The organism is Ruegeria sp. CF3, assembly GCF_056537365.1.
This window is the reverse complement of sequence record NZ_JBQFRK010000003.1, coordinates 234,850-254,601: the sequence shown is the minus strand read 5'-3', so window position 1 is coordinate 254,601 and position 19,752 is coordinate 234,850. Positions and strand designations below refer to the sequence as shown.

The 19,752-nt window shown below is 56.8% G+C and carries 21 protein-coding genes; 12 read left to right on the top strand and 9 right to left on the bottom strand.

Annotated elements, in window-relative coordinates; translation table 11 throughout:
* Nucleotides 1–46 precede the first annotated feature (46 nt).
* The 4 genes from lgt (at nt 47) to ACR0KC_RS12835 (ending at nt 4,259) form a co-directional block, all read left to right on the top strand.
* Nucleotides 47–934, top strand: coding sequence for a prolipoprotein diacylglyceryl transferase (lgt, locus tag ACR0KC_RS12850; protein ID WP_480771932.1), 888 nt, complete (start codon nt 47–49; stop codon nt 932–934).
* Nucleotides 931–1,998 (top strand): class I SAM-dependent methyltransferase, encoded by a 1,068-nt coding sequence (locus ACR0KC_RS12845; RefSeq protein WP_480771931.1) that lies wholly within the window; start codon nt 931–933, stop codon nt 1,996–1,998. The genes lgt and ACR0KC_RS12845 overlap by 4 nt, the downstream gene beginning before the upstream one ends.
* Nucleotides 1,995–2,753, top strand: coding sequence for a peptidoglycan editing factor PgeF (gene pgeF / locus ACR0KC_RS12840; protein ID WP_480614963.1), 759 nt, complete (start codon nt 1,995–1,997; stop codon nt 2,751–2,753). Before ACR0KC_RS12845 ends, pgeF begins: the two co-directional genes overlap by 4 nt.
* A gap of 723 nt (nt 2,754–3,476) precedes the next feature.
* Nucleotides 3,477–4,259 (top strand): Hint domain-containing protein, encoded by a 783-nt coding sequence (locus ACR0KC_RS12835; RefSeq protein WP_170392383.1) that lies wholly within the window; start codon nt 3,477–3,479, stop codon nt 4,257–4,259.
* A gap of 118 nt (nt 4,260–4,377) precedes the next feature.
* On the opposite strand, the gene ACR0KC_RS12830 is transcribed toward ACR0KC_RS12835, so the two are convergent.
* Nucleotides 4,378–4,878, bottom strand: a complete 501-nt coding sequence (locus ACR0KC_RS12830) for an Lrp/AsnC family transcriptional regulator (protein ID WP_170392385.1) — start codon at nt 4,876–4,878, stop codon at nt 4,378–4,380.
* Between the two features lie 227 nt (nt 4,879–5,105).
* On the opposite strand from ACR0KC_RS12830, the gene trxB reads away from it, so the two are divergent.
* From trxB to ACR0KC_RS12810, 4 genes are all read left to right on the top strand, one after another.
* Nucleotides 5,106–6,047, top strand: coding sequence for a thioredoxin-disulfide reductase (gene trxB / locus ACR0KC_RS12825; protein ID WP_170401816.1), 942 nt, complete (start codon nt 5,106–5,108; stop codon nt 6,045–6,047).
* A gap of 1 nt (nt 6,048) precedes the next feature.
* Entirely contained in the window at nt 6,049–6,507 is a 459-nt protein-coding gene (locus ACR0KC_RS12820) for an RES family NAD+ phosphorylase (protein ID WP_480771930.1), read from the top strand.
* Nucleotides 6,508–6,609: 102 nt separating this feature from the next.
* Nucleotides 6,610–8,265 (top strand): adenylate/guanylate cyclase domain-containing protein, encoded by a 1,656-nt coding sequence (locus ACR0KC_RS12815; protein WP_480706876.1) that lies wholly within the window; start codon nt 6,610–6,612, stop codon nt 8,263–8,265.
* A gap of 200 nt (nt 8,266–8,465) precedes the next feature.
* Nucleotides 8,466–10,184, top strand: coding sequence for a bifunctional sulfate adenylyltransferase/adenylylsulfate kinase (locus ACR0KC_RS12810; protein WP_170801983.1), 1,719 nt, complete (start codon nt 8,466–8,468; stop codon nt 10,182–10,184).
* Nucleotides 10,185–10,256: 72 nt separating this feature from the next.
* Here the strand turns inward: ACR0KC_RS12810 and ACR0KC_RS12805 are convergent, their stop codons facing one another.
* The 3 genes from ACR0KC_RS12805 to ACR0KC_RS12795 all read right to left on the bottom strand — a co-directional run bounded on the left by ACR0KC_RS12805 (nt 10,257) and on the right by ACR0KC_RS12795 (nt 11,862).
* On the bottom strand, nt 10,257–11,135 hold the full coding sequence (locus ACR0KC_RS12805) for a PhzF family phenazine biosynthesis protein (protein WP_480706878.1): 879 nt from the start codon (nt 11,133–11,135) through the stop codon (nt 10,257–10,259).
* Between the two features lie 83 nt (nt 11,136–11,218).
* Nucleotides 11,219–11,443 (bottom strand): DUF1150 family protein, encoded by a 225-nt coding sequence (locus ACR0KC_RS12800; protein ID WP_170392397.1) that lies wholly within the window; start codon nt 11,441–11,443, stop codon nt 11,219–11,221.
* 5 nt (nt 11,444–11,448) lie between these two features.
* Nucleotides 11,449–11,862, bottom strand: a complete 414-nt coding sequence (locus ACR0KC_RS12795) for an Hsp20 family protein (RefSeq protein ID WP_010441788.1) — start codon at nt 11,860–11,862, stop codon at nt 11,449–11,451.
* Nucleotides 11,863–12,027: 165 nt separating this feature from the next.
* On the opposite strand from ACR0KC_RS12795, the gene ACR0KC_RS12790 reads away from it, so the two are divergent.
* The 4 genes from ACR0KC_RS12790 to ACR0KC_RS12775 all read left to right on the top strand — a co-directional run bounded on the left by ACR0KC_RS12790 (nt 12,028) and on the right by ACR0KC_RS12775 (nt 14,636).
* Nucleotides 12,028–12,252, top strand: coding sequence for a YdcH family protein (locus ACR0KC_RS12790; RefSeq protein WP_480771929.1), 225 nt, complete (start codon nt 12,028–12,030; stop codon nt 12,250–12,252).
* Nucleotides 12,253–12,328: 76 nt separating this feature from the next.
* On the top strand, nt 12,329–12,814 hold the full coding sequence (gene purE, locus ACR0KC_RS12785) for a 5-(carboxyamino)imidazole ribonucleotide mutase (RefSeq protein WP_170392399.1): 486 nt from the start codon (nt 12,329–12,331) through the stop codon (nt 12,812–12,814).
* Nucleotides 12,811–13,566: an NAD(P)-binding domain-containing protein gene (locus tag ACR0KC_RS12780; protein WP_480771928.1), complete on the top strand. Its 756-nt coding sequence runs from the start codon at nt 12,811–12,813 to the stop codon at nt 13,564–13,566. The genes purE and ACR0KC_RS12780 overlap by 4 nt, the downstream gene beginning before the upstream one ends.
* 2 nt (nt 13,567–13,568) lie before the next feature.
* The gene (locus ACR0KC_RS12775) at nt 13,569–14,636 is read left to right on the top strand and encodes a 5-(carboxyamino)imidazole ribonucleotide synthase (protein WP_480771927.1); all 1,068 of its coding nucleotides are present in this window, start codon (nt 13,569–13,571) and stop codon (nt 14,634–14,636) included.
* A 61-nt stretch (nt 14,637–14,697) separates the two neighbouring features.
* Here ACR0KC_RS12775 and ACR0KC_RS12770 read toward each other — a convergent pair whose 3' ends face one another.
* From ACR0KC_RS12770 to groES, 5 genes are all read right to left on the bottom strand, one after another.
* Nucleotides 14,698–15,849 (bottom strand): alpha-D-ribose 1-methylphosphonate 5-triphosphate diphosphatase, encoded by a 1,152-nt coding sequence (locus ACR0KC_RS12770; protein WP_480706882.1) that lies wholly within the window; start codon nt 15,847–15,849, stop codon nt 14,698–14,700.
* Entirely contained in the window at nt 15,846–16,619 is a 774-nt protein-coding gene (locus ACR0KC_RS12765; protein WP_170512508.1) for an alpha/beta fold hydrolase, read from the bottom strand. The genes ACR0KC_RS12770 and ACR0KC_RS12765 overlap by 4 nt, the downstream gene beginning before the upstream one ends.
* 38 nt (nt 16,620–16,657) lie before the next feature.
* Nucleotides 16,658–17,500, bottom strand: coding sequence for a DMT family transporter (locus tag ACR0KC_RS12760; RefSeq protein ID WP_480706884.1), 843 nt, complete (start codon nt 17,498–17,500; stop codon nt 16,658–16,660).
* A gap of 182 nt (nt 17,501–17,682) precedes the next feature.
* Nucleotides 17,683–19,326 (bottom strand): chaperonin GroEL, encoded by a 1,644-nt coding sequence (gene groL, locus ACR0KC_RS12755; RefSeq protein WP_170392413.1) that lies wholly within the window; start codon nt 19,324–19,326, stop codon nt 17,683–17,685.
* A gap of 55 nt (nt 19,327–19,381) precedes the next feature.
* Complete coding sequence (groES, locus tag ACR0KC_RS12750) at nt 19,382–19,669, bottom strand: co-chaperone GroES (RefSeq protein ID WP_010441779.1); 288 nt, start codon at nt 19,667–19,669, stop codon at nt 19,382–19,384.
* Nucleotides 19,670–19,752 lie beyond the last annotated feature (83 nt).

The following is a 19,752-nucleotide window of genomic DNA, read 5'->3' as shown; positions in this document are numbered from 1 at the left end:
GGCTCAAGGTTGACTTGCCACGCAAACCCCGGGCAATGAGACGCACATGCAGGCTGTTTTGAATTTCCCCGATCTGTCACCCGAAATTTTCTCGATCTCTCTGTTCGGGATGGAGTTTGCGCTCAGGTGGTATGCGCTGGCCTATATCGTTGGCATCCTGATTGCCTGGCGCATGGCGCTGATGGCGCTTAGGCGGCCTGTGCTTTGGGCTGATGACACACCACCGATGCAACCCGATCAGCTTGAGGATTTGGTCACCTGGATCATACTGGGTGTAATTCTTGGTGGTCGATTGGGGTTCGTCCTTTTCTATCAACCCGCATATTATTTTGCTTATCCACTGGAAATTCTGATGGTTTGGCAGGGTGGCATGGCATTCCATGGCGGCCTGTTGGGCGTGGTGATCGCCACGTATCTGTTCGGCAGGCGCCACGCTATACCGATTCTTTCGCTGGGTGATCTGGTTGCCTACACAGTGCCGCCCGGGTTGTTGCTGGGACGATTGGCGAATTTCACTAATGCCGAGCTTTGGGGTCGACCCAGCGAATTGCCATGGGCGGTGATCTTTCCCGGAACTGCGGCCCAGGATTGTCCCGGCGTTGTTGCCGGGATGTGCGCTCGCCACCCTTCGCAACTGTATGAGGCAGCACTCGAGGGTCTGGTCCTCGTGGCGATTCTGATATGGCTGGCCTACCGGCGCGGCGCGTTTCGAAAACCAGGTCTGGTTATGGGCGTATTTCTGGCTGGCTACGGCGCATCGCGGTTTTTTGTCGAATTCTTCCGTCAACCCGATGCGCAATTTGTATCGCCCGGTAATCCGCTAGGGCTGGCGTGGCATGTTGGCGGATATGGATTGACGATGGGGCAACTCTTGTCGCTACCAATGATTGCACTTGGCCTTTGGTTCGCAATTCGGGCAAAACGCAGATCATGAACCTGAAGGATCGTCTGCTCCTGCGCATCCAGAATGATGGCCCTATGACCATCGCTGACTACATGACCGAGTGTCTGATGCATCCGGAACATGGATACTACACAACCCGCGATCCGCTGGGCGCTCAGGGCGATTTCATTACAGCGCCTGAAATCAGTCAGATGTTCGGGGAGCTTATCGGGTTGTGTTTGGCGCAATCCTGGCTGGAGCAAGGCAAACCTGAACGGATTGTTCTGGCCGAGCTTGGCCCTGGTCGTGGCACCCTGATGGCAGACATCCTGCGCGCCACTCAGAGGGTGCCTGGCTTTCACAAAGCGGCCGAGATCGCGTTGCTCGAAGCTTCACCTGTTTTGCGCGACGTACAAGCCAAGGCACTGCAAGGCTATGAACCTCAGTGGATCGAGGCAATTTCTGATTTTGAAGATCTTCCTCTGTTTCTGGTGGCAAACGAGTTCTTTGATGCCCTGCCCATCCGCCAGTTCCTGCGCGAAGGCGAAGGTTGGCGCGAGAGGTTAGTTGGCAAAAATGGTGCATCGCTTGCGTTCGGTCTTGGTGCGCAATCGGCACAAGCTGCGCTCAGCGAACGTGTCGAGGATACGCAGGACGGAGATCTGGTAGAACTGTGCGCTACTGCCAGTTCCATTATGTACTCTGTTGCCGGGCAGATCGCTCGTAACGGCGGAGCCGCGCTGATCATCGATTATGGTGACTGGCGCTCGCTTGGCGACACATTGCAGGCGTTGCAAGCGCATGAACGTGTCGATCCCCTGGATCAGCCCGGTCAGGCGGATCTGACCACACATGTCGACTTTGAGGTCTTGGCGAAGGCGTCTCATGCTTCGGGCTGCGCATATACAAAACTGACCCCGCAGGGGGTGTTTCTTGAACGGCTCGGGATCACTGCGCGCGCGCAATCGCTTGCCGCCCCTCTCAGCGGGTCACAGCTTGAGACGCTGGTCACTGCACATCGACGGTTGACGCATCCCGACGAAATGGGAAACCTGTTCAAAGTACTGGGCCTTTATCCGCCAAACGCCACGCCGCCACCGGGACTGGAACCATGACACTGGAAATCATTACCTCAGACATGCTGTCCCCCGTACGACACGGGTTCTTCAGCCGCCGCGGTGGCGCATCTTCTGGTATCTTCGAAGGACTCAACTGCGGAACCGGGTCGACAGATTTGACTGAGGCCGTAGCTTTGAACCGTCGGCGCGTCGCCGACGCGATGGAAGTGGCACCTGAGGCGATGATCGGTGTGCATCAAGTGCATTCGCCGACCGTGATTGCAGTCGATGGTCCGATGACTGGTGACAAACCCAAAGCTGACGCGGTTGTCACATCAACGCCGGGTTTGGCGCTTACAATCTTAACCGCTGATTGTCAGCCAGTGCTGTTCGCGGATCCTGACGCAAATGTGATCGGGGCCGCACATGCCGGTTGGCGCGGCGCGTTGGATGGTGTGCTGGAATCAACACTGGACGCGATGGAAGCGCTGGGAGCCAGCCGGGATAACACAGTTGCCGTAATCGGCCCCACGATTTCACAACGCGCTTACGAGGTCGGCTCAGAGTTTCTGGACGACTTCCTTGCTGACACGCCAGAGAACGCGCGTTTTTTTGCAAATGGCAAAGGTGACCGGATGCATTTCGACCTGCCCGCCTTTGGCCTGCATCGTCTGCGCGAAGCTGGTATCGGCCAGGCCGAGTGGGTCCGTCACTGCACTTATTCCGACCCCGACAGGTTTTATTCATACCGGCGATCGACCCATGCCAAAGAGGCCGACTACGGCAGATTGATTTCCGCTATCAGGTTGTAAATCTGGCCCAGATTAAGGCAGCTTTGCCCAGTTTCTGCCACATTTCTTGTGTTTATCAGAGTCAGAATCGTCTCAAATTTTCGCCAATGCACAGACGGTTACCCCAAGTGGGGTCGTCATGGCATGGGCGGAAGCAACTAAGAGGTACCTGAAACCTTCAATTTGTCCTCAATTCAACCCGGATCAGCCTTATAGGCGCCGCAAATCAGCGTCACATTGGCTTCATAAACGGGAACAGGGCGACCGCCCTATCGAAGCAGGACAATGGATATGAAATCGAAATCACGCTTTCTCAGCGCCGTTTTTGCGGCTGTCAGGGATCAAGAACCAGAAATGCCCTGGAAGCGGGTTTCAAGTCACTCAGTCAGAGTTGCACGCCGTCTGGCGGCGCGACGCTGACACAGCAACCCCAAGAGACCAGCTGCCGGTCTCAGAGGGCAAACGCATACCGGATGAAGCTCCGGTCCGGTGTGTGGGGTCGCAATCAGGACTGCGACCAGGGTTCGGAGCGTGTGTGTGCAGGCAATTGCAGCCTGCGGTTTACGAGTTTGTCTGGGGGGTCAAGAACTTGACCAAAACACTGGTGTTTTCTGATGCGGCGCTGTGCATTCGCGGCGACCGGCCTGTGTTTACCCATCTGATTACAGACAAAGAACAAGGTCGTCCGGCGATATTGCACGGGGGTTCAAGCCGTCGGACGGAATTTAGAGGGGACGGAATACCATGACTATTCCAAATTCTCTGGCCCGCGCTGCCAGAAACGCGGTCGAGACGTCAGCGCTATTGCGCGATGCGCCTCGTCCCGCGACAAAACAAAAAGCACAGCTTCGACGCTATGAAGTGTGCAGTCTGCTGAAAAACGGGGATATTTCACAGACACGCCATATCGCGCCAGCTTTGCCGATGTTTGAAGATGCATTTTGTGCGTTCACGCGCGGATCGTTGGTCGAGACGCCGCAAGGCCAGATGGCGATCGAAGATCTGCTGCCGGGTGATGATGTCCTCACTCAGGACGGATCATCGGAAACCGTGCTTTGGAAAGGGTCTGTCACGCTGATACCCGGACGCGAGGATACGCGCGGGCGAACCCGGCCACTGACGCGGATCATGGCCGACACGTTCGGGATGCAAAAACCGATGTCGGGCGTTATCACGGGCCCCGCCGCACGTCTGCTGGGTACGCCTACGCATATGCGTCATTTGAACGGCGGGCAGCCCATGCTGACACCCGTCAGTGAGTTTCAGGATGGAATGGGTATCATTGAAACGCTGCCACCGACTCCGGTCGAGCTGTTTCATATCTGTGTCGCCCGACATTCCGTGATTCGGGTCGATGGCCTGCAATTCGAGACCTATCATCCGGGCATCAACGCAGTTCGAATGATCAGTCACTCTTTGCGTTCGATCTATTTGAATCTATTCTCACATATCGAATCGTTGAATGATTTTGGGCCGTTGCTCTTGCCAAGAGCCGGAGATGGTGAAATTGACGCTATGACAGCGTGAACTGGTTAACTATTACTGCAAGCGTGGGGCATCATGCAGATTTTACTGAGTTGGGTTTTAACCCTTGCACTGGCAGCGATGCTGCCACCCTGTCCTGTGGATCAAACAAGAGGTAGGTTCAGGCCGTCCGGTTCATCCGGTCTTCCAGTACGTCAAATGGTACGCCTGGCTCGTCTTTTGCGCCTCGGATAACAAGCGAAGTCTTGACGCTGGCCACGTTTGGCGTGGTCAGCAACTCGCCTGTCAGAAATTGCTGAAAACTGCTGAGATCCGGTGCGACGCATTTCAGGATGAAATCAACCTCGCCATTCAGCATGTGGCATTCGCGAACCAATGGCCATTCCCGACACCGGTCTTCAAAGGCGCTGAGTTCGGATTCGGCCTGACTTTCAAGTCCGACCATGGCAAAGACCTGCACTTCAAACCCAAGCTCGCGGGCGTTCACCTCGGCATGATAGCCGCGAATGTACCCCGAATCTTCCAGCGTCCGCACCCGTCGCAGGCAAGGAGGAGCGGATATTCCTACGCGCTTGGCAAGCTCAACATTGGTCATACGGCCATCGGCCTGCAGTTCCGCAAGAATTTTGCGGTCGATTTCATCCAACCGGGTCGTGACCATCGAATGCTCCTGAGTTTTTCAGTTGTTATATCAGCAGCCCCGGGAGGCGCAATAATATTTCACAGCCACGCAATTTTCGTTATTTCAGATACATAATTGGCCGCAAAGCCAATCATTAGGCACATCACGGACCTGCAATATGAAGGGGCTTTAAGCCCTGCCCTGCGGTCGCTATATCGATCCGCACCGGACAACATGTCCGCCGAGGCAGTTTGAGTGAGGATACCATGGCCGAAACACGACACACCAAGGTTCTGATCATCGGGTCGGGACCTGCAGGATACACCGCGGGCGTTTATGCAAGCCGGGCCATGTTGGAACCGATCCTGGTGCAGGGTATCGAACCCGGTGGGCAGCTGACCACCACAACCGAGGTGGAAAACTGGCCGGGTGACACCGAGGTTCAGGGTCCAGACCTGATGGTTCGGATGCAGGACCACGCCAAGGCAATGGGATGCGAAGTGATCGGCGATATCATCAGCGATCTCGATCTAAGCGAGCGTCCCTTCACAGCCAAAGGCGACAGTGGCACCGTCTACACCGCTGACGCGGTGATTCTGGCAACGGGCGCACGAGCCAAGTGGTTAGGCATTCCCTCGGAAGAGAAATTTAAAGGGTTTGGCGTATCAGCCTGTGCCACCTGTGACGGCTTCTTCTATCGCGGTCAGGAAATCGTTGTGATCGGCGGCGGAAATACTGCCGTAGAAGAAGCGCTGTTCCTGACCAACTTCGCAAGCAAAGTCACTCTGATCCACCGCCGCGATGAGTTGCGAGCTGAAAAGATCCTTCAGGATCGGCTGTTCAAGAACGAAAAGATCGAGCCGCTTTGGTTTCACGAACTGGATGAGGTGATCGGAACCGATGCCCCACTGGGTGTGGAAGGCGTCAAGGTCAAGAATGTAAAGACCGGCGAAATCACGGAGATTCCGTGCAAAGGCGTATTTGTCGCTATCGGCCACGCTCCGGCAAATGAGCTGGTCAAAGATACGCTGGAAACCCACATGGGTGGCTACGTCGTGACCAAGCCGGGCACGACGCAAACTTCGGTTCCGGGAGTTTTTGCTGCCGGAGACCTGACCGACCACGTATACCGTCAGGCTGTGACAAGCGCCGGTATGGGCTGCATGGCCGCGCTGGATGCAGAACGATTCTTGGCGGAGAACGACTAAGATGATTACAGAATTCTCCGGCCTCGTCTGGAGAATTCTGCTCCGCACCCAATCGGGTGACCCGCTTTCATCGGCCCGTGCCCCCGAAGGACGGTTTCATCATTCTGGCCAATTCGCGCTTTATGCGTCGCTTAGCGCTGAAGGGGCCGGGATCGCCATTCGGCGCTATGTCTCGCAGTGCGACCCTCCACGGACGATCCATCGCTTGAAAATATCCAAGGCGCAAGTATTGGATTTGCGGGGGCAACCTTCTGCCTCGATCGTCTGGCAAGACATGCGGGCAACCGGCATACCCTCTCCAACATGGCGATTTTCGGACAGGGCCCGCACATACGGCGCGGATGGACTGCTATACAGTTCGCGCTCGCGTCCTAAACTGAGCCATTTGGTGTTGTTCAACGCAGAACACCAGATGATACAAACCGCAGGTGCCCCCTGCGACTGGTTCCCCGAAAGGTGACCGCGCCTATCTTGACCGGCACCCGGCACCGTATCAGGATCAACCATAGTAACGCGAAGAACAGGTGAGCTTTTGGAAAACGTTCTTTGGCGCGGCGGATGGATGAGCCGGCTCAGAATCGCAAGCGGCCTCGTGCTGTTTGTCTTTGCGTTCTTTCATTTCATCAATATCGGCCTTGGTCTGTTTCACACTGATTTGCTGCACGGGATGCAGGGCGGACGTAAAGCTGTCAGCCGTAATGAGATCGGCAGCGTCGTGATATATGGCGCATTGCTGATGCACATGGGACTGGCGCTTATCTCACTCGCGCAGCGCCGGACGCTCAGAATGCCTTTCAGCGTCGCGCTTCAGGTTATTCTTGGCCTGTTGATCCCGCTGCAGCTTATCTCACATTTGGTTCAGACCCGATACGCGCATGAGATTTTTGGGGTGAATGATGAAATGGGTTACATCATCATTCTGATGTGGCCCAGCACCGCGATCTGGTTCCAAAGCCTATTACTTCTGCTGGTGTGGGTCCACGGATGTATTGGGCTACACATGTGGTTACGGTTGACCACATGGTGGCGCGCGATGGTTCCATATCTGATCGGTCTCGCCGTCTTTGTACCGGGCTTCGCCTTCGCAGGCCTTCTGACCGAGGGGCGGCGTATCTGGGCCGATTTTGCCGACCCCGATCTACGAGAACAGTATGTCGAATACTATAACTGGCCTTCGCAAGAAGAGTTTCAGTCTTTGTTTTCCGTCACAGACTATGCGCAGTGGGTATTCTGGGCCGCGCTTGCACTAACAGGCTTGGTCTATCTCGGGCGCAAGCTTTGGCGGCGGCGGCATTCGGTGCGGGTGCGCTATGTCAACGGTCCAGAAGTTGTTTCGGAGAAAGGCATGACCCTTTTGGAGATGTCGCGCGCAAACGGCATCCCACATACCGCGCTGTGTGGCGGCAAGGGGCGCTGCACGACCTGTCGCGTTGTGGTTGAAGATGGCGCCGATCAGTTGCACCCACCAACCGAAGTTGAAGCCCGCAGCCTGAAAGCGATCAGCGCGCCAGAGGGGACCCGCCTGGCCTGCCAGATGCGGCCGTCCGACCCGCTCACTGTATTTCGTGTTTTCCGCCCCGACGGCGCGCGTGATCGTGCGCATGCGAGCCAGGGGCAAGAACGGCAGCTGGCGGTTCTGTTTCTGGACATGCGCGGGTTCACCGCCCGCACAACGGGGCAATTGCCGTATGATATCGTTTTTCTGTTGAATCGTTTCTTTGACGCAATTGTCCCAGCAATCACGGCACAAGGCGGGGTTGTCGACAAATACATGGGCGATGGGTTGCTGGCGATGTTCGAAACAGCCAACGCCGCAAGTTCGGCAAGTGCCGGTCTGAGGGCGGCGGCTGGGATCGGACACGCATTGGAGCGTTTCAACCAGCAGCTCCAAGCAGAAGGCAGCCAACCTGTGCGCATTGGTATGGGTCTACATCTTGGTGATCTTGTGCTGGGCGAAATCGGAGCGGCTAAACACGCGCCACGCACGATCATCGGAGACGCTGTAAATGTTGCCAGCCGTTTGGAGGCTGAAACCAAAGCACTGGGGGTTGAGCTCCTTGTATCGGACAAGGTTTTGGACGCGGCTGGGTTACAATGTGATCCCCGCGATCTGCGGGAATTCAGCCTGCGCGGTGTCTCTGAACCCGTCCCTGCCCTGCCCGTCAGGCACGCAGCCGACCTTGAGTCGCAAACCTCACCGCTGGAACAGATTGCCTGAGAATGCGCCTAATGAGCCTGAGCGGCGGGATTTTTTCAATAACATGAAACAAAAAACAGAAAACCGTTCCATTTCGAGAAAAAACCACGCATTTCATCCTTAGTTTTTGCAAGTCTATGGACTTCACCCTCAGGCCGAGGCACATGCCCTGCAAACACCCTTGAAACAAATGCAAACAGAACTGCGATAAGAGTTTTCCGATGACGATGTTAAGCAATCTGGCCCCTATCTCTGAACTGTATGTTTCCTACGAGTCTGCGCAGAAACTGAAGATAGAAGCCGCTGATCTGACCAGCTGGGATCTTAAGCCCCGGCAGATTTGCGATCTGGAACTGCTTATGAACGGCGGGTTCAATCCGCTCAAAGGTTTCCTGAGCGAAGCGGACTATGACAACGTGGTCGAAAACATGCGCCTCGCCGATGGAACACTTTGGCCAATGCCGATCACCTTGGATGTTGACGAGGATTTTGCCGCATCGATCGAGCTGGGGCAGGACATTGCCCTGCGCGATCAGGAAGGCGTGATCCTCGGCACCATGACCGTGACCGACCGCTGGACACCAGACAAGGCGCGTGAGGCGGAAAAGGTCTTTGGTGCTGATGATGATGCGCACCCGGCTGTGAATTACCTGCACAATGTAGCGGGCAAAGTTTATCTGGGCGGCCCGGTCACTGGCATCCAGCAGCCCGTGCATTACGATTTCAAAGCCCGCCGCGACACGCCGAACGAGTTGCGCGCCTATTTCCGCAAAGTGGGCTGGCGCCGTATCGTGGCATTCCAGACCCGCAATCCTTTGCATCGCGCGCATCAGGAATTGACCTTCCGTGCCGCAAAAGAAGCACAGGCCAACTTGCTGATCCATCCCGTGGTTGGCATGACCAAACCGGGCGATGTGGATCATTTCACCCGCGTGCGTTGCTACGAAGCCGTGTTGGATAAATATCCGGCCTCGACTACGTCGATGTCGCTGTTGAACCTTGCGATGCGCATGGCTGGCCCGCGCGAGGCAGTCTGGCACGGGTTGATCCGCGCAAACCACGGCTGCACCCATTTCATCGTCGGTCGTGACCACGCAGGTCCGGGCAAAAACTCTGCCGGTGAGGATTTCTACGGCCCCTATGATGCGCAAGACTTGTTCCGAAAATATCAGGACGAAATCGGCGTCGAGATGGTCGATTTCAAACATATGGTCTACGTGCAGGAACGCGCGCAATACGAGCCGAATGACGAGATCCTGGACAAGGACAACGTCACGATCCTCAACATCTCGGGAACTGAACTGCGCCGCCGTCTGCGCGAAGGGCTGGAGATTCCGGATTGGTTTTCGTTCCCCGAAGTTGTTCAGGAACTGCGCAACCGCTTCCCGCCGCGCTCGCAACAGGGATTCACCGTATTTTTCACCGGTTTTTCAGGCTCGGGCAAATCCACCATTGCCAACGCCTTGATGGTCAAGCTGATGGAGACCGGGGATCGTCCGGTTACCTTGCTGGACGGGGATATCGTGCGTAAGAACCTGTCTTCTGAACTGGGCTTTTCGAAGGAACATCGCGATCTGAACATCCGCCGCATCGGTTATGTCGCGTCTGAGATAACCAAGAACGGCGGTATTGCCATCTGTGCTCCTATCGCGCCTTACGCAACTACCCGTCGTGCTGTGCGTGAAGAAATCGAACAATTCGGTGCATTTTGCGAGGTGCATGTCGCGACCAGCATTGAAGAATGCGAGCGCCGAGACCGCAAGGGTCTGTACAAACTGGCACGTGAGGGCAAGATCAAAGAGTTCACGGGGATTTCCGACCCTTACGACGCCCCTGAAGACCCAGAGCTGCGCGTCGAGACCGAGAATGTCGAGGTTGACAACTGCGCACATCAGGTTCTGCTTAAGCTGGAAAGCATGGGGCTGATTGCAGCATCCTGATCACTTAAGACGAAAAAATACATCAAAGGCCCTCAGATTTCTGAGGGCCTTTTTCGCAGGTGCGGGTCTGGTTCAGTCGGGCAAATTCACCTGCCCGCGCATCAGGACATGGCCGCGCCCGGCAACTTTGATCCCCGTCATCGCATCCGAAGGTCCAACGCGTGTCACGGTCGCCTGACCGGGGCGGCCCATGTCATGGCCCTGTTCGGCGATGAATGTCTCTTTGTCCATCAGTCCGTGTTTCCAGAGATAGGCCGCCATCGCACCGGTGGCCGATCCGGTGAACGGGTCCTCGGGCGGGCTGGGGGGCGCCATCATCAGGCGCGAGAATGTGTCGCCCGTAGTCGTTGCGCCTTTCAGTGCTACAAGAAACGGTTCAGCCATGTCCGACCCCGAGAAACCGGCCTTTTCGGTAATATGACTGAGCAAAGCAACATCCAGCTTGGCAGCGCGCAGCGCCTCGTGATCGCGCAGGACCGTAATGCAAAAGGGCAGACCGGTTGAAACGAACTGCGGTGGAGAAATTACCACCTCTTCCGGCAGGCTGATGGCGGCGGCAACCAGATCTGCGGGCACATGATCGCCGAATTGCGGGGCGACCTGCGTCATTTCGATGTCATCACCTTTCAGTTTGATCGATACAATCCCTGCTCCGGTCTCAAGCGTCAGAGCATCACCCTGAAACAACCCCCGTGATCGCATCGCTGCAACGGTTGCTATGGTCGGGTGCCCGGCAAATGGGATTTCCCGGCTGGCCAGGAAGTACCGGACCCGGATATCAGCGATATCGGATGGCCCGGTAAAAGTGCATTCAACAAGAGAAGTCTCGCGCACATATGCCATGCAAACCGCGTCCGACAGCCTTGCACCCTCATGCACAACTGCGCAGCCGTTGCCACCAAAGGCCTGATCGCTGAACGCATCCACCCAATCGAAATCATACCAGCTCATCGCGCACTCCTGCGTTTCATTCAGCGGCACGATCACCGCTGAGGCAGAAAATGTCACGTCAATTCGGCGGAATGTTTGCTGGCCTAGTGAACGGCCACCGGGGACAGGTCATGTTCGCGTGCCAGTACAAAGGCCAGCTTGCGATCGGCCACCAATGCCAGTTGCTGCCCATCGGAATCGTGGACAGCATACAGCTGATCCAGATCGCCTGCCTGCTCGCGCAGATCCTGCGGAAGGTCTGCCACATCAACGGCCTTTACATAGACAATCCGATTGCCTTCGGCGTTGATCTCAATCGGTGTATTCATTGCTCTTACCCCTTCTTGATGTTGATTGTCTGAACCACGGTTTCAGGCACGGCGCGGGTCAGGTCCACATGCAGCAGACCGTTTTCCATGATCGCCTCGCCCACCTCGACCCCGTCAGCCAGCACAAACATGCGCTGGAATTGACGCGCCGCGATGCCACGGTGCAGGAATATGCGCCCCTCGCTGTCGTCGCGCTGACGGCCCCGGATCACCAACTGGCGATCCTCGATGGTAATCGACAGGTCCTCTTCCGCGAACCCGGCCACTGCCAAGGTGATGCGATAGGAAAAATCCGAGGTCTGCTCGATATTATAGGGCGGGTATCCTTCATTTCCGGCCTTTGCAGACCGTTCCAGAAGGCGTTCCAACTGCTCGAACCCCAAAAGATGCGGGTATGAGCCTAAGGTAAGTTTCGACACGTATTTTCGTCCTTCATTGTCAAAGCGACGTATTCTGCGGTCCCGATGTCGGCAACCGCGTGATATAGAATATGGGAAGATACAGGGATGTCCACAAGGTCTGGCCGGATAAACCCTGACACACTATCTTGTGTTAGAAGCACCACTTGAAACACTGAGTCGTCCATGAACGCACCCACCGATCTTTCGATGAAAACCGATGAAGTCCTGCGGGTGGAATTAGAGGTCTTTCGACGCCAGCACCGTGATTTGGACGAAGCGATCGAGGCCTTGCAGGCCAAGGGGACCTCGGACCAATTGACGATCAAGCGGCTAAAAAAGCAGAAACTGCGCCTGAAAGACATCATCCGTGTGATCGAAGACAGATTGACCCCCGATATCATCGCCTGAGACGCGCGTACCGCATTGCCACATATGCGGATTTGGCTATAGTGCGCGCTCTTTCCGATGGCAGGGGCGTAAGCGGATGAGCGATGTGAAAGTAGGGATCATCATGGGCAGCCAGTCGGACTGGCCTACGATGAAAGAGGCCGCCGATATTCTGGATGAGCTGGGCATCGCTTATGAGGCGCGGATCGTCTCGGCCCACCGCACGCCGGATCGCCTCTGGGATTATGGTAAAACCGCCGTGTCGCGCGGCTTGCAGGTCATTATCGCGGGCGCGGGTGGCGCGGCGCATTTGCCCGGAATGATGGCGTCGAAAACACGTGTGCCCGTGATTGGCGTTCCGGTGCAAACCCGCGCGTTGTCGGGCGTAGATTCGCTCTATTCCATTGTGCAGATGCCCAAAGGTTTTCCGGTTGCGACCATGGCTATCGGTTCGGCCGGCGGGGCCAATGCGGGCCTGATGGCCGCGGGCATTCTGGCGCTGCAGGATGCCGCGCTTGCGGAACGGCTGGACGCCTGGCGCGAGGCCCTCTCTGCTTCGATCCCGGAAGAACCTCAGCAATGAGCCGTATCGGTTTCATCGGCACAGGCCACATCGCTGCGCCAATCGCGCGGCTGATGGCTGCAAAAGGTCATGATCTTCACGTCACAGAACGCAATGCCCAGGTATCCTCGGCCCTGCAGGCCGAACTTGGGGTCCAAGTTGGCACTCCGCAAGACGTGATTGATGCGTCCGAGATCGTGTTTCTCTGCCTGCGCCCCCATGTGGCCGAGGACGTTCTGGCCCCGCTAAGCTTTCGCGCAGATCAGAAGATTGTTTCGGTGATGGCCGCCGTCTCTGAGGAGCAGCTATCCGGCCTGTGCGCGCCGGCATCGGATTTTGTGCAAACGATTCCGCTGGGTTTCCTTCAGACAGGAGGTTGCCCGTTGGCCGCTTACGGCAACGATCGCCTCTTGGCAGATTTGTTCGAGCCCGAAAATCCTGTGGTCAAAGTTGCCAGTGAGGCCGCGTTGAACGCCCACTTTGCCATCTGCGCCATGGTGCCAGGTATCCTGGACCTTATGGCAACAGGCACCGACTGGTTGGCTGATCAGACCGGTGACAAAGACCGGGCCGAATTCTACACCACGCAGCTTGTGTCAGGGTTTCTGACATCAATGCACAAAGAGCATGCGGGCCAACTGGCAGCCGAGCGTGACGCGCTTGCGACCGAGGGCACACTGAGCCTTCAGATGACGGATATTTTGCAATCCGAGGGCGCGCATGATGCCTTGCGTGCTGCACTGAGTGCCATTGGCAAGAGATTGGAGACATGACGATGTCAGATATGCTTGCGCCCGGTGCGACAATCGGGATATTGGGGGGCGGTCAACTGGGCAGGATGCTCTCGACCGCGGCTGCACGGTTGGGGTTCAAGTCCCACATATTCGAGCCGGGCGCAAATCCTCCGGCCGGTCAAGTTGCAAATCAGGTCACGACCGCAGCCTATGATGACGCCGACGCATTGAAGGCCTTTGCTGAGTCGGTCGACGTGATCACCTACGAGTTTGAAAACATCCCCACCCAGGCGCTGGATCTGCTTGAGGCACACCGCCCCATTCACCCGGGTCGAGAGGCGTTGCGGGTCAGTCAGGACCGCTTGACCGAAAAGACATTTCTACAAGGCTTAGGCCTGCAAACCGCGCCCTTTGCAGACATCTCCGATTTGGACAGCCTGCGCGCCGCAATTGATGACATTGGCACCCCCGCTATCCTGAAAACCCGACGCTTCGGCTATGACGGCAAAGGTCAGGCCCGGCTGCGCGCACCCGAAGATGCCGGGGCGGCACTGGCTGATATGGCGGGCGCGCCGTCCATACTGGAAGGGTTTGTGGACTTCAGCCACGAGGTTTCGGTCATCGCAGCACGCGGTCTGGACGGGCAAGTTGCCTGTTTCGATCCGGGCGAGAATGTCCATCGCGATGGCATATTGCACACGACCACAATACCGGCACGCCTGTCTCCGGCGCAGCGGACAGATGCGGTATTGCTGGCCGCCAACATTCTCAACGCGCTGGATTATGTCGGCGTCATGGGTGTCGAATTGTTTGTGACGCCACAAGGATTGATCGTGAATGAAATCGCGCCGCGCGTTCATAACTCGGGTCACTGGACCCAGAACGGCTGCGCCGTGGATCAGTTTGAACAACATATTCGCGCCGTGGCCGGTTGGCCTTTGGGCGACGGTCAGCGCCACTCGGACGTCGTGATGGAGAATTTGATCGGGCATGACATGGACCGCGTACCCGAGCTTTCACGCGAACGGGACGTAGCACTGCATCTCTATGGCAAGGCCGAGGTCAAGGCCGGCCGCAAGATGGGGCATTTCAACCGGATTTCGCGATGAGGTAATCGCGCTTACGCGCGATGCCTCCGGCGGAGGTATTTTTAGCCAGATGAAGCCGGGATCAGCTCAAGAAACGTGTTGCGATACTACCGGACATATAGCTGACACACCCGCCTGACAGTGTGGCAGCCACTTTGTGGGTTGTCGCATCGAGTATCACCAGATCAGCACGATATTCGGGCTGTAGCGTTCCGCGATCCTTCAGGCCTAAAACCCGCGCGGGACCGGACGAGACAAGCGCCCAGGCGCCCGCAATATCCAGCAGGCCAGATTTTACCAACATCAGCGCAGCGCGGCGCGGGCTGGGGTAGTGGTAATCCGATGCCAATGCATCACACAAACCCATCGAGATCAGATCCACCGCGCTGGCATTTCCCTTATGTGAGCCGCCCCGCACAACATTGGGTGAGCCGAGGATGATGTGATCTCCGCCCGCCCGGGCACATTCGGCGGCTTCCAGCGTTTCCGGAAATTCCGAGATCATCACCCCGCGCTCGCGCCACTCAGCACGATCCTGCGGCGTTGTATCATCATGGCTGCCGAGCCGAATTCCTCGGTTCGCAAGGACAGTGCAAAGGCTGTCCAGTGCTGCTGGCACCTCGGCGCTGCGGTTGTGCATTGCCTTCAGCATCTCAAAATGCACTTCGGGATTCCGTCCCGCCTTCAGTGCCTGCCCTGTCAAGCGGGGTGGTTTTCGCCCCTCAGCCAGCCGGTCATGAGGTAGATGATCATTCAGAACCACATAAGGCACCTGCCAATCCGCGATGCGTTCGGGCAGCCCGTCATAGTCGTCCAGCATATGGGTTTCGAAGCGCAGTTGAGGGATCAGTTGGGTTACAACATCATCCCGAACCGCAGCGATGGCGTCAAAAACCTGACCAGCAAACTCGGGCCCGCGCACGCCGCCTTCCCAACTGTGGAACTGCGCCAGAACAGCTGTGGTTATTCCATTCGCGGCTAGTTCCGCTTCAACCGATAAAATGCCCTCTGCCATCTGCTTCATGGCACCGCGCCGGGGCGCGATGTGACGTTCAAAACCGTCGCCATGCAAATCAATGATGCCAGGCAGGATGAGGTATCCTGACAAATCAATCTGCCGCCCTGCCATATCGGATTGAATGGTACCTTCGGCGATCGTCAGTTCAGCACGCGACACCCCTTCGCCGGGCAACAGAACATTCGCGCCGGTCAATGTCAGTTCCAATGAGTTCATTGAGTGGGCTCCGAGTCCGGTTCCGAGCAATCTTCCCCAAGGCAGATCTGGTCGATGATATCCATCACCCCGTCAAGCCAGGTGATTTGTGGATCGAACTGTCCGAATTCGATGAAATGCAGGGTCTGCGCCATGACCCGTGGGTTGTTCATCATGAACGTATGCGTCACCGGCAAAACGATGTGATCAGCCATACCCTCAACCTTTGTGGTTTCGATCGATACCTTGCCGTCATCTGGACCATCGATCAGAGACGAGAACACTGGGTTCAATGAGTTCTCGCCTGCAATCACCCCCAAATCGAAGTCCACGGGCGGCAGGCGGCGTGGAATACCCTCTGGTCCGGTTCCCAACGCAAGCCCTGCAGGGCCATTCAGAAAGCCGAAAACCTCCCAGGCGCCAAGCTCGTCCACCAGTTGGCTGCCCTGATTAGGAGGTCCGAGCATGACAACGCGTCCCAGATTCTCGGGGTCATTGTCCTGCAACCAATAGCGCAGCAGAATGCCCCCCATCGAATGCGCTACAACGTTAACCGTATCCTCCCCGCAGGCGGCGAACGCAGCTGGTAAAGTCTGGTTGGCGAGGTCTGGTATTGGTAGGTCTGTCGAAGGGTAACCGGGACGAACCACAGTGTAACCATGCGCATGAAAAAGCTGCTCCATGACGGTAAACGAGGCCTCTGTGCGCGCGAGGCCGTGCAGAAGGACCACGCATTTCGCATTGGCCACCGCAGGCATAAGGCACAAGAGGAGAACAGCAAGAAATTTCATACACGCCAGATAAGGCCTAACCCAGGCCGAGGGAACCCCTAGCCACGGTTCCGGCGCAGCACCGCCAGTGCGATGCCGCCGAGTACAAATCCGGCGCCGAGTAGAAGCCTTAGACTTGCCATCTCGGCTAACAGGATGACCCCGGCAGCAATTGCGATAACTGGAACGCTGAGTTGCACGATCGCGGCCACCGCCGGTGAAAGCTGTGGCACGACACGGTACCATAGCGCATAGCCGAGACCGGACGTGACGCCTCCGGAAAGCGCAGCCAGCCCATAGCCAAGCGGAGACACTTGCCAATTGCTTCCCAGCAGGAACAGGGCAAATCCCGTGACGGGCAACGCCATGATGAAATTTGCTGCAGTTCCCGACAATGCATCTGGTTCGGACCGGCCCGCGATGGAATATATGGCCCACCCGACCCCGGCAGCCGTCATTAAGCCGGCTCCTGTCGGGTCGACCTGAACCGTCCCAGCAGGCCAAAGAACAAAAGCCAGCCCACCAAGCGCAATACTGGCACCCAATATCTGTCTCAAAGTGGGTGCAGAACCGGTCATAGCACCAATCGCAAACATGGTAATTTGCACAACCCCAAACAGGATCAGCGCACCGAGCCCTGCATCAAGCGTCAGATACGCTACTGAAAACCCGATCATATAAAGCGACAGTGACCCGGCCCCAACAACACGTCGACGATTAAAAACAGGGATCGAGCTGCCCCGAAGCGCCACCAATACAGTTAAAACCAAGGCACCAGCCAAAACTCGGATGATGGCAAATCTCGCCGGATCACTTGCGCCGCTGTCGATAGCAAGGCGGTTCAGGATCGAATTCGCGGCGAAGGCGCACATGGTTAAAGCGGTCAGAAGAAACAGTCGCATATCAACCGCATAGCCGTTTCAAAGGGATTTGCACACTCACATTCCCGATTGCCGAGCCAATCCCGACCCTCCTCGGACCAGAGCCTACCAGCGCCAATGATACGAATGCACAACAGACATTCCAAACAAAACCGGGGCCGCCCAAAGGCGACCCCGCTATTAAGCACTAAGGCTAAAGCAGCTTACATCATGCCGCCCATGCCGCCCATGTCGGGCATGCCGCCGGCAGGTGCCGCGCCTTCTTTGGCGGGCTTGTCGGCAACCATTGCTTCGGTGGTGACCAGCAGGCCAGCAACCGATGCCGCATCTTCCAGAGCGGTACGGACAACTTTGGCCGGGTCGATCACACCGAACGAGAACATGTCGCCATATTCTTCGGTCTGGGCGTTGAAGCCGAATGCTGCGTCGTCGCTTTCGCGAACTTTGCCAGCAACAACCGCACCGTCGACACCAGCGTTCTCGGCGATCTGGCGTAAAGGCGCTTCGATTGCCTTACGAACGATGTTGATACCTGCGTTCTGGTCAGCGTTTGCACCTTCCAGAGTTTCCAGTGCTTTACCGGCCTGAACCAGAGCAACACCACCGCCGACAACAACGCCTTCCTGAACGGCAGCGCGGGTCGCGTTCAGAGCATCGTCGACACGGTCCTTACGCTCTTTCACTTCAACTTCGGTCATGCCGCCGACGCGGATAACAGCAACACCGCCTGCCAGTTTGGCAACGCGCTCTTGCAGCTTCTCACGGTCGTAGTCCGACGAAGTTTCTTCGATCTGAGTGCGGATCTGAGCAACACGTGCCTCGATCTCGGCTTTCTCGCCAGCACCGTCGACGATGGTGGTTTCGTCTTTGGTGATTTCGATTTTCTTGGCGGTGCCCAGCATGTCCATGGTGACGGACTCGAGCTTCATGCCAAGATCTTCGCTGATGACCTGACCACCGGTCAGGATCGCGATGTCCTGCAGCATGGCCTTGCGGCGATCGCCGAAGCCCGGTGCTTTGACAGCAGCAATTTTCAGGCCGCCGCGCAGTTTGTTGACCACCAGAGTTGCCAGCGCTTCGCCTTCAACATCCTCAGCAATGATCAGCAGCGGCTTTTGCGACTGGATCACCTGCTCGAGCAGCGGAACCATCGGCTGCAGCGAGGACAGTTTCTTTTCGTGCAGCAGGATCATGCAGTCGTCGAGTTCTGCGATCATCTTGTCTGCGTTGGTGACGAAGTAAGGCGACAGGTAGCCACGGTCGAACTGCATACCTTCGACAACATCGGTCTCGGTTTCCAGACCTTTGTTTTCTTCGACGGTGATAACGCCTTCGTTGCCAACTTTCTGCATCGCGTCTGCGATCTGCTGGCCGATTTCGGCTTCGCCGTTGGCCGAGATGGTGCCAACCTGAGCAACTTCTGCCGAGTCTTTGACTTCACGCGAAGCGTCTTTGATGCCTTCGACAACCTTGGCAGTTGCCAGGTCGATGCCGCGCTTCAGGTCCATCGGGTTCAGGCCAGCAGCAACCTGCTTCAGACCTTCGCGAACGATGGCTTGGGCTAGAACGGTTGCGGTGGTGGTGCCGTCGCCGGCTTCGTCATTGGTGCGGCTGGCGACTTCTTTCACCATCTGCGCGCCCATGTTTTCGAACTTGTCTTCCAGTTCGATTTCCTTGGCAACCGAAACACCGTCTTTGGTGATGCGCGGCGCGCCAAAGGATTTGTCCAGAACCACGTTGCGGCCTTTCGGGCCCAGGGTCACTTTAACAGCATCGGCCAGAACATTTACACCGGCCAGCATGCGGTTACGGGCATCGGTGTCAAACTTGACGTCCTTTGCAGACATGTTGTCTCTCCTTGAGAATATCTGTTGAAATGAAGATCAGAGAAAGCAGGTGCGCTTACTCGATGATCCCCATGATGTCGCTTTCTTTCATCATCAGCAGCTCTTCGCCGTTGACCTGAACCTCGGTGCCCGACCATTTGCCGAACAGGATCTTGTCGCCAGCTTTTACAGCCATCGCGATCAGTTCGCCGCTGTCCTTGCGCGCGCCTTCGCCGGTTGCAACGACTTCGCCTTCGCTGGGCTTTTCTTTTGCGCTGTCGGGAATGATCAGTCCGCCTGCGGTTTTCTCTTCGCTTTCTACGCGACGAACCAGCACACGGTCATGAAGCGGTTTCAATGCCATCTTTGCAGCTCCTTGGGCTCAAAGTTTGTTATCCTCCCCTCGCCGACTGACGAGGCGTTAGCACTCGGGTCTCATGAGTGATA

Excerpts from the sequence above, each read along its gene's own strand:
- ACR0KC_RS12805 (WP_480706878.1), bottom strand. The coding sequence starts at position 11,135 with ATGAGCTGGTATGATTTCGATTGGGTGGATGCGTTCAGCGATCAGGCC.
- ACR0KC_RS12775 (WP_480771927.1), top strand. The coding sequence starts at position 13,569 with ATGTCAGATATGCTTGCGCCCGGTGCGACAATCGGGATATTGGGGGGC.
- ACR0KC_RS12810 (WP_170801983.1), top strand. The coding sequence starts at position 8,466 with ATGACGATGTTAAGCAATCTGGCCCCTATCTCTGAACTGTATGTTTCC.
- ACR0KC_RS12800 (WP_170392397.1), bottom strand. The coding sequence starts at position 11,443 with ATGAATACACCGATTGAGATCAACGCCGAAGGCAATCGGATTGTCTAT.
- ACR0KC_RS12830 (WP_170392385.1), bottom strand. The coding sequence starts at position 4,878 with ATGGTCACGACCCGGTTGGATGAAATCGACCGCAAAATTCTTGCGGAA.
- groES (WP_010441779.1), bottom strand. The coding sequence starts at position 19,669 with ATGGCATTGAAACCGCTTCATGACCGTGTGCTGGTTCGTCGCGTAGAA.
- ACR0KC_RS12770 (WP_480706882.1), bottom strand. The coding sequence starts at position 15,849 with ATGAACTCATTGGAACTGACATTGACCGGCGCGAATGTTCTGTTGCCC.
- ACR0KC_RS12790 (WP_480771929.1), top strand. The coding sequence starts at position 12,028 with ATGAACGCACCCACCGATCTTTCGATGAAAACCGATGAAGTCCTGCGG.
- trxB (WP_170401816.1), top strand. The coding sequence starts at position 5,106 with ATGGCCGAAACACGACACACCAAGGTTCTGATCATCGGGTCGGGACCT.
- ACR0KC_RS12820 (WP_480771930.1), top strand. The coding sequence starts at position 6,049 with ATGATTACAGAATTCTCCGGCCTCGTCTGGAGAATTCTGCTCCGCACC.
- groL (WP_170392413.1), bottom strand. The coding sequence starts at position 19,326 with ATGTCTGCAAAGGACGTCAAGTTTGACACCGATGCCCGTAACCGCATG.
- ACR0KC_RS12780 (WP_480771928.1), top strand. The coding sequence starts at position 12,811 with ATGAGCCGTATCGGTTTCATCGGCACAGGCCACATCGCTGCGCCAATC.
- ACR0KC_RS12815 (WP_480706876.1), top strand. The coding sequence starts at position 6,610 with ATGAGCCGGCTCAGAATCGCAAGCGGCCTCGTGCTGTTTGTCTTTGCG.
- ACR0KC_RS12845 (WP_480771931.1), top strand. The coding sequence starts at position 931 with ATGAACCTGAAGGATCGTCTGCTCCTGCGCATCCAGAATGATGGCCCT.
- ACR0KC_RS12760 (WP_480706884.1), bottom strand. The coding sequence starts at position 17,500 with ATGCGACTGTTTCTTCTGACCGCTTTAACCATGTGCGCCTTCGCCGCG.
- ACR0KC_RS12835 (WP_170392383.1), top strand. The coding sequence starts at position 3,477 with ATGACTATTCCAAATTCTCTGGCCCGCGCTGCCAGAAACGCGGTCGAG.
- lgt (WP_480771932.1), top strand. The coding sequence starts at position 47 with ATGCAGGCTGTTTTGAATTTCCCCGATCTGTCACCCGAAATTTTCTCG.
- ACR0KC_RS12765 (WP_170512508.1), bottom strand. The coding sequence starts at position 16,619 with ATGAAATTTCTTGCTGTTCTCCTCTTGTGCCTTATGCCTGCGGTGGCC.
- pgeF (WP_480614963.1), top strand. The coding sequence starts at position 1,995 with ATGACACTGGAAATCATTACCTCAGACATGCTGTCCCCCGTACGACAC.
- purE (WP_170392399.1), top strand. The coding sequence starts at position 12,329 with ATGAGCGATGTGAAAGTAGGGATCATCATGGGCAGCCAGTCGGACTGG.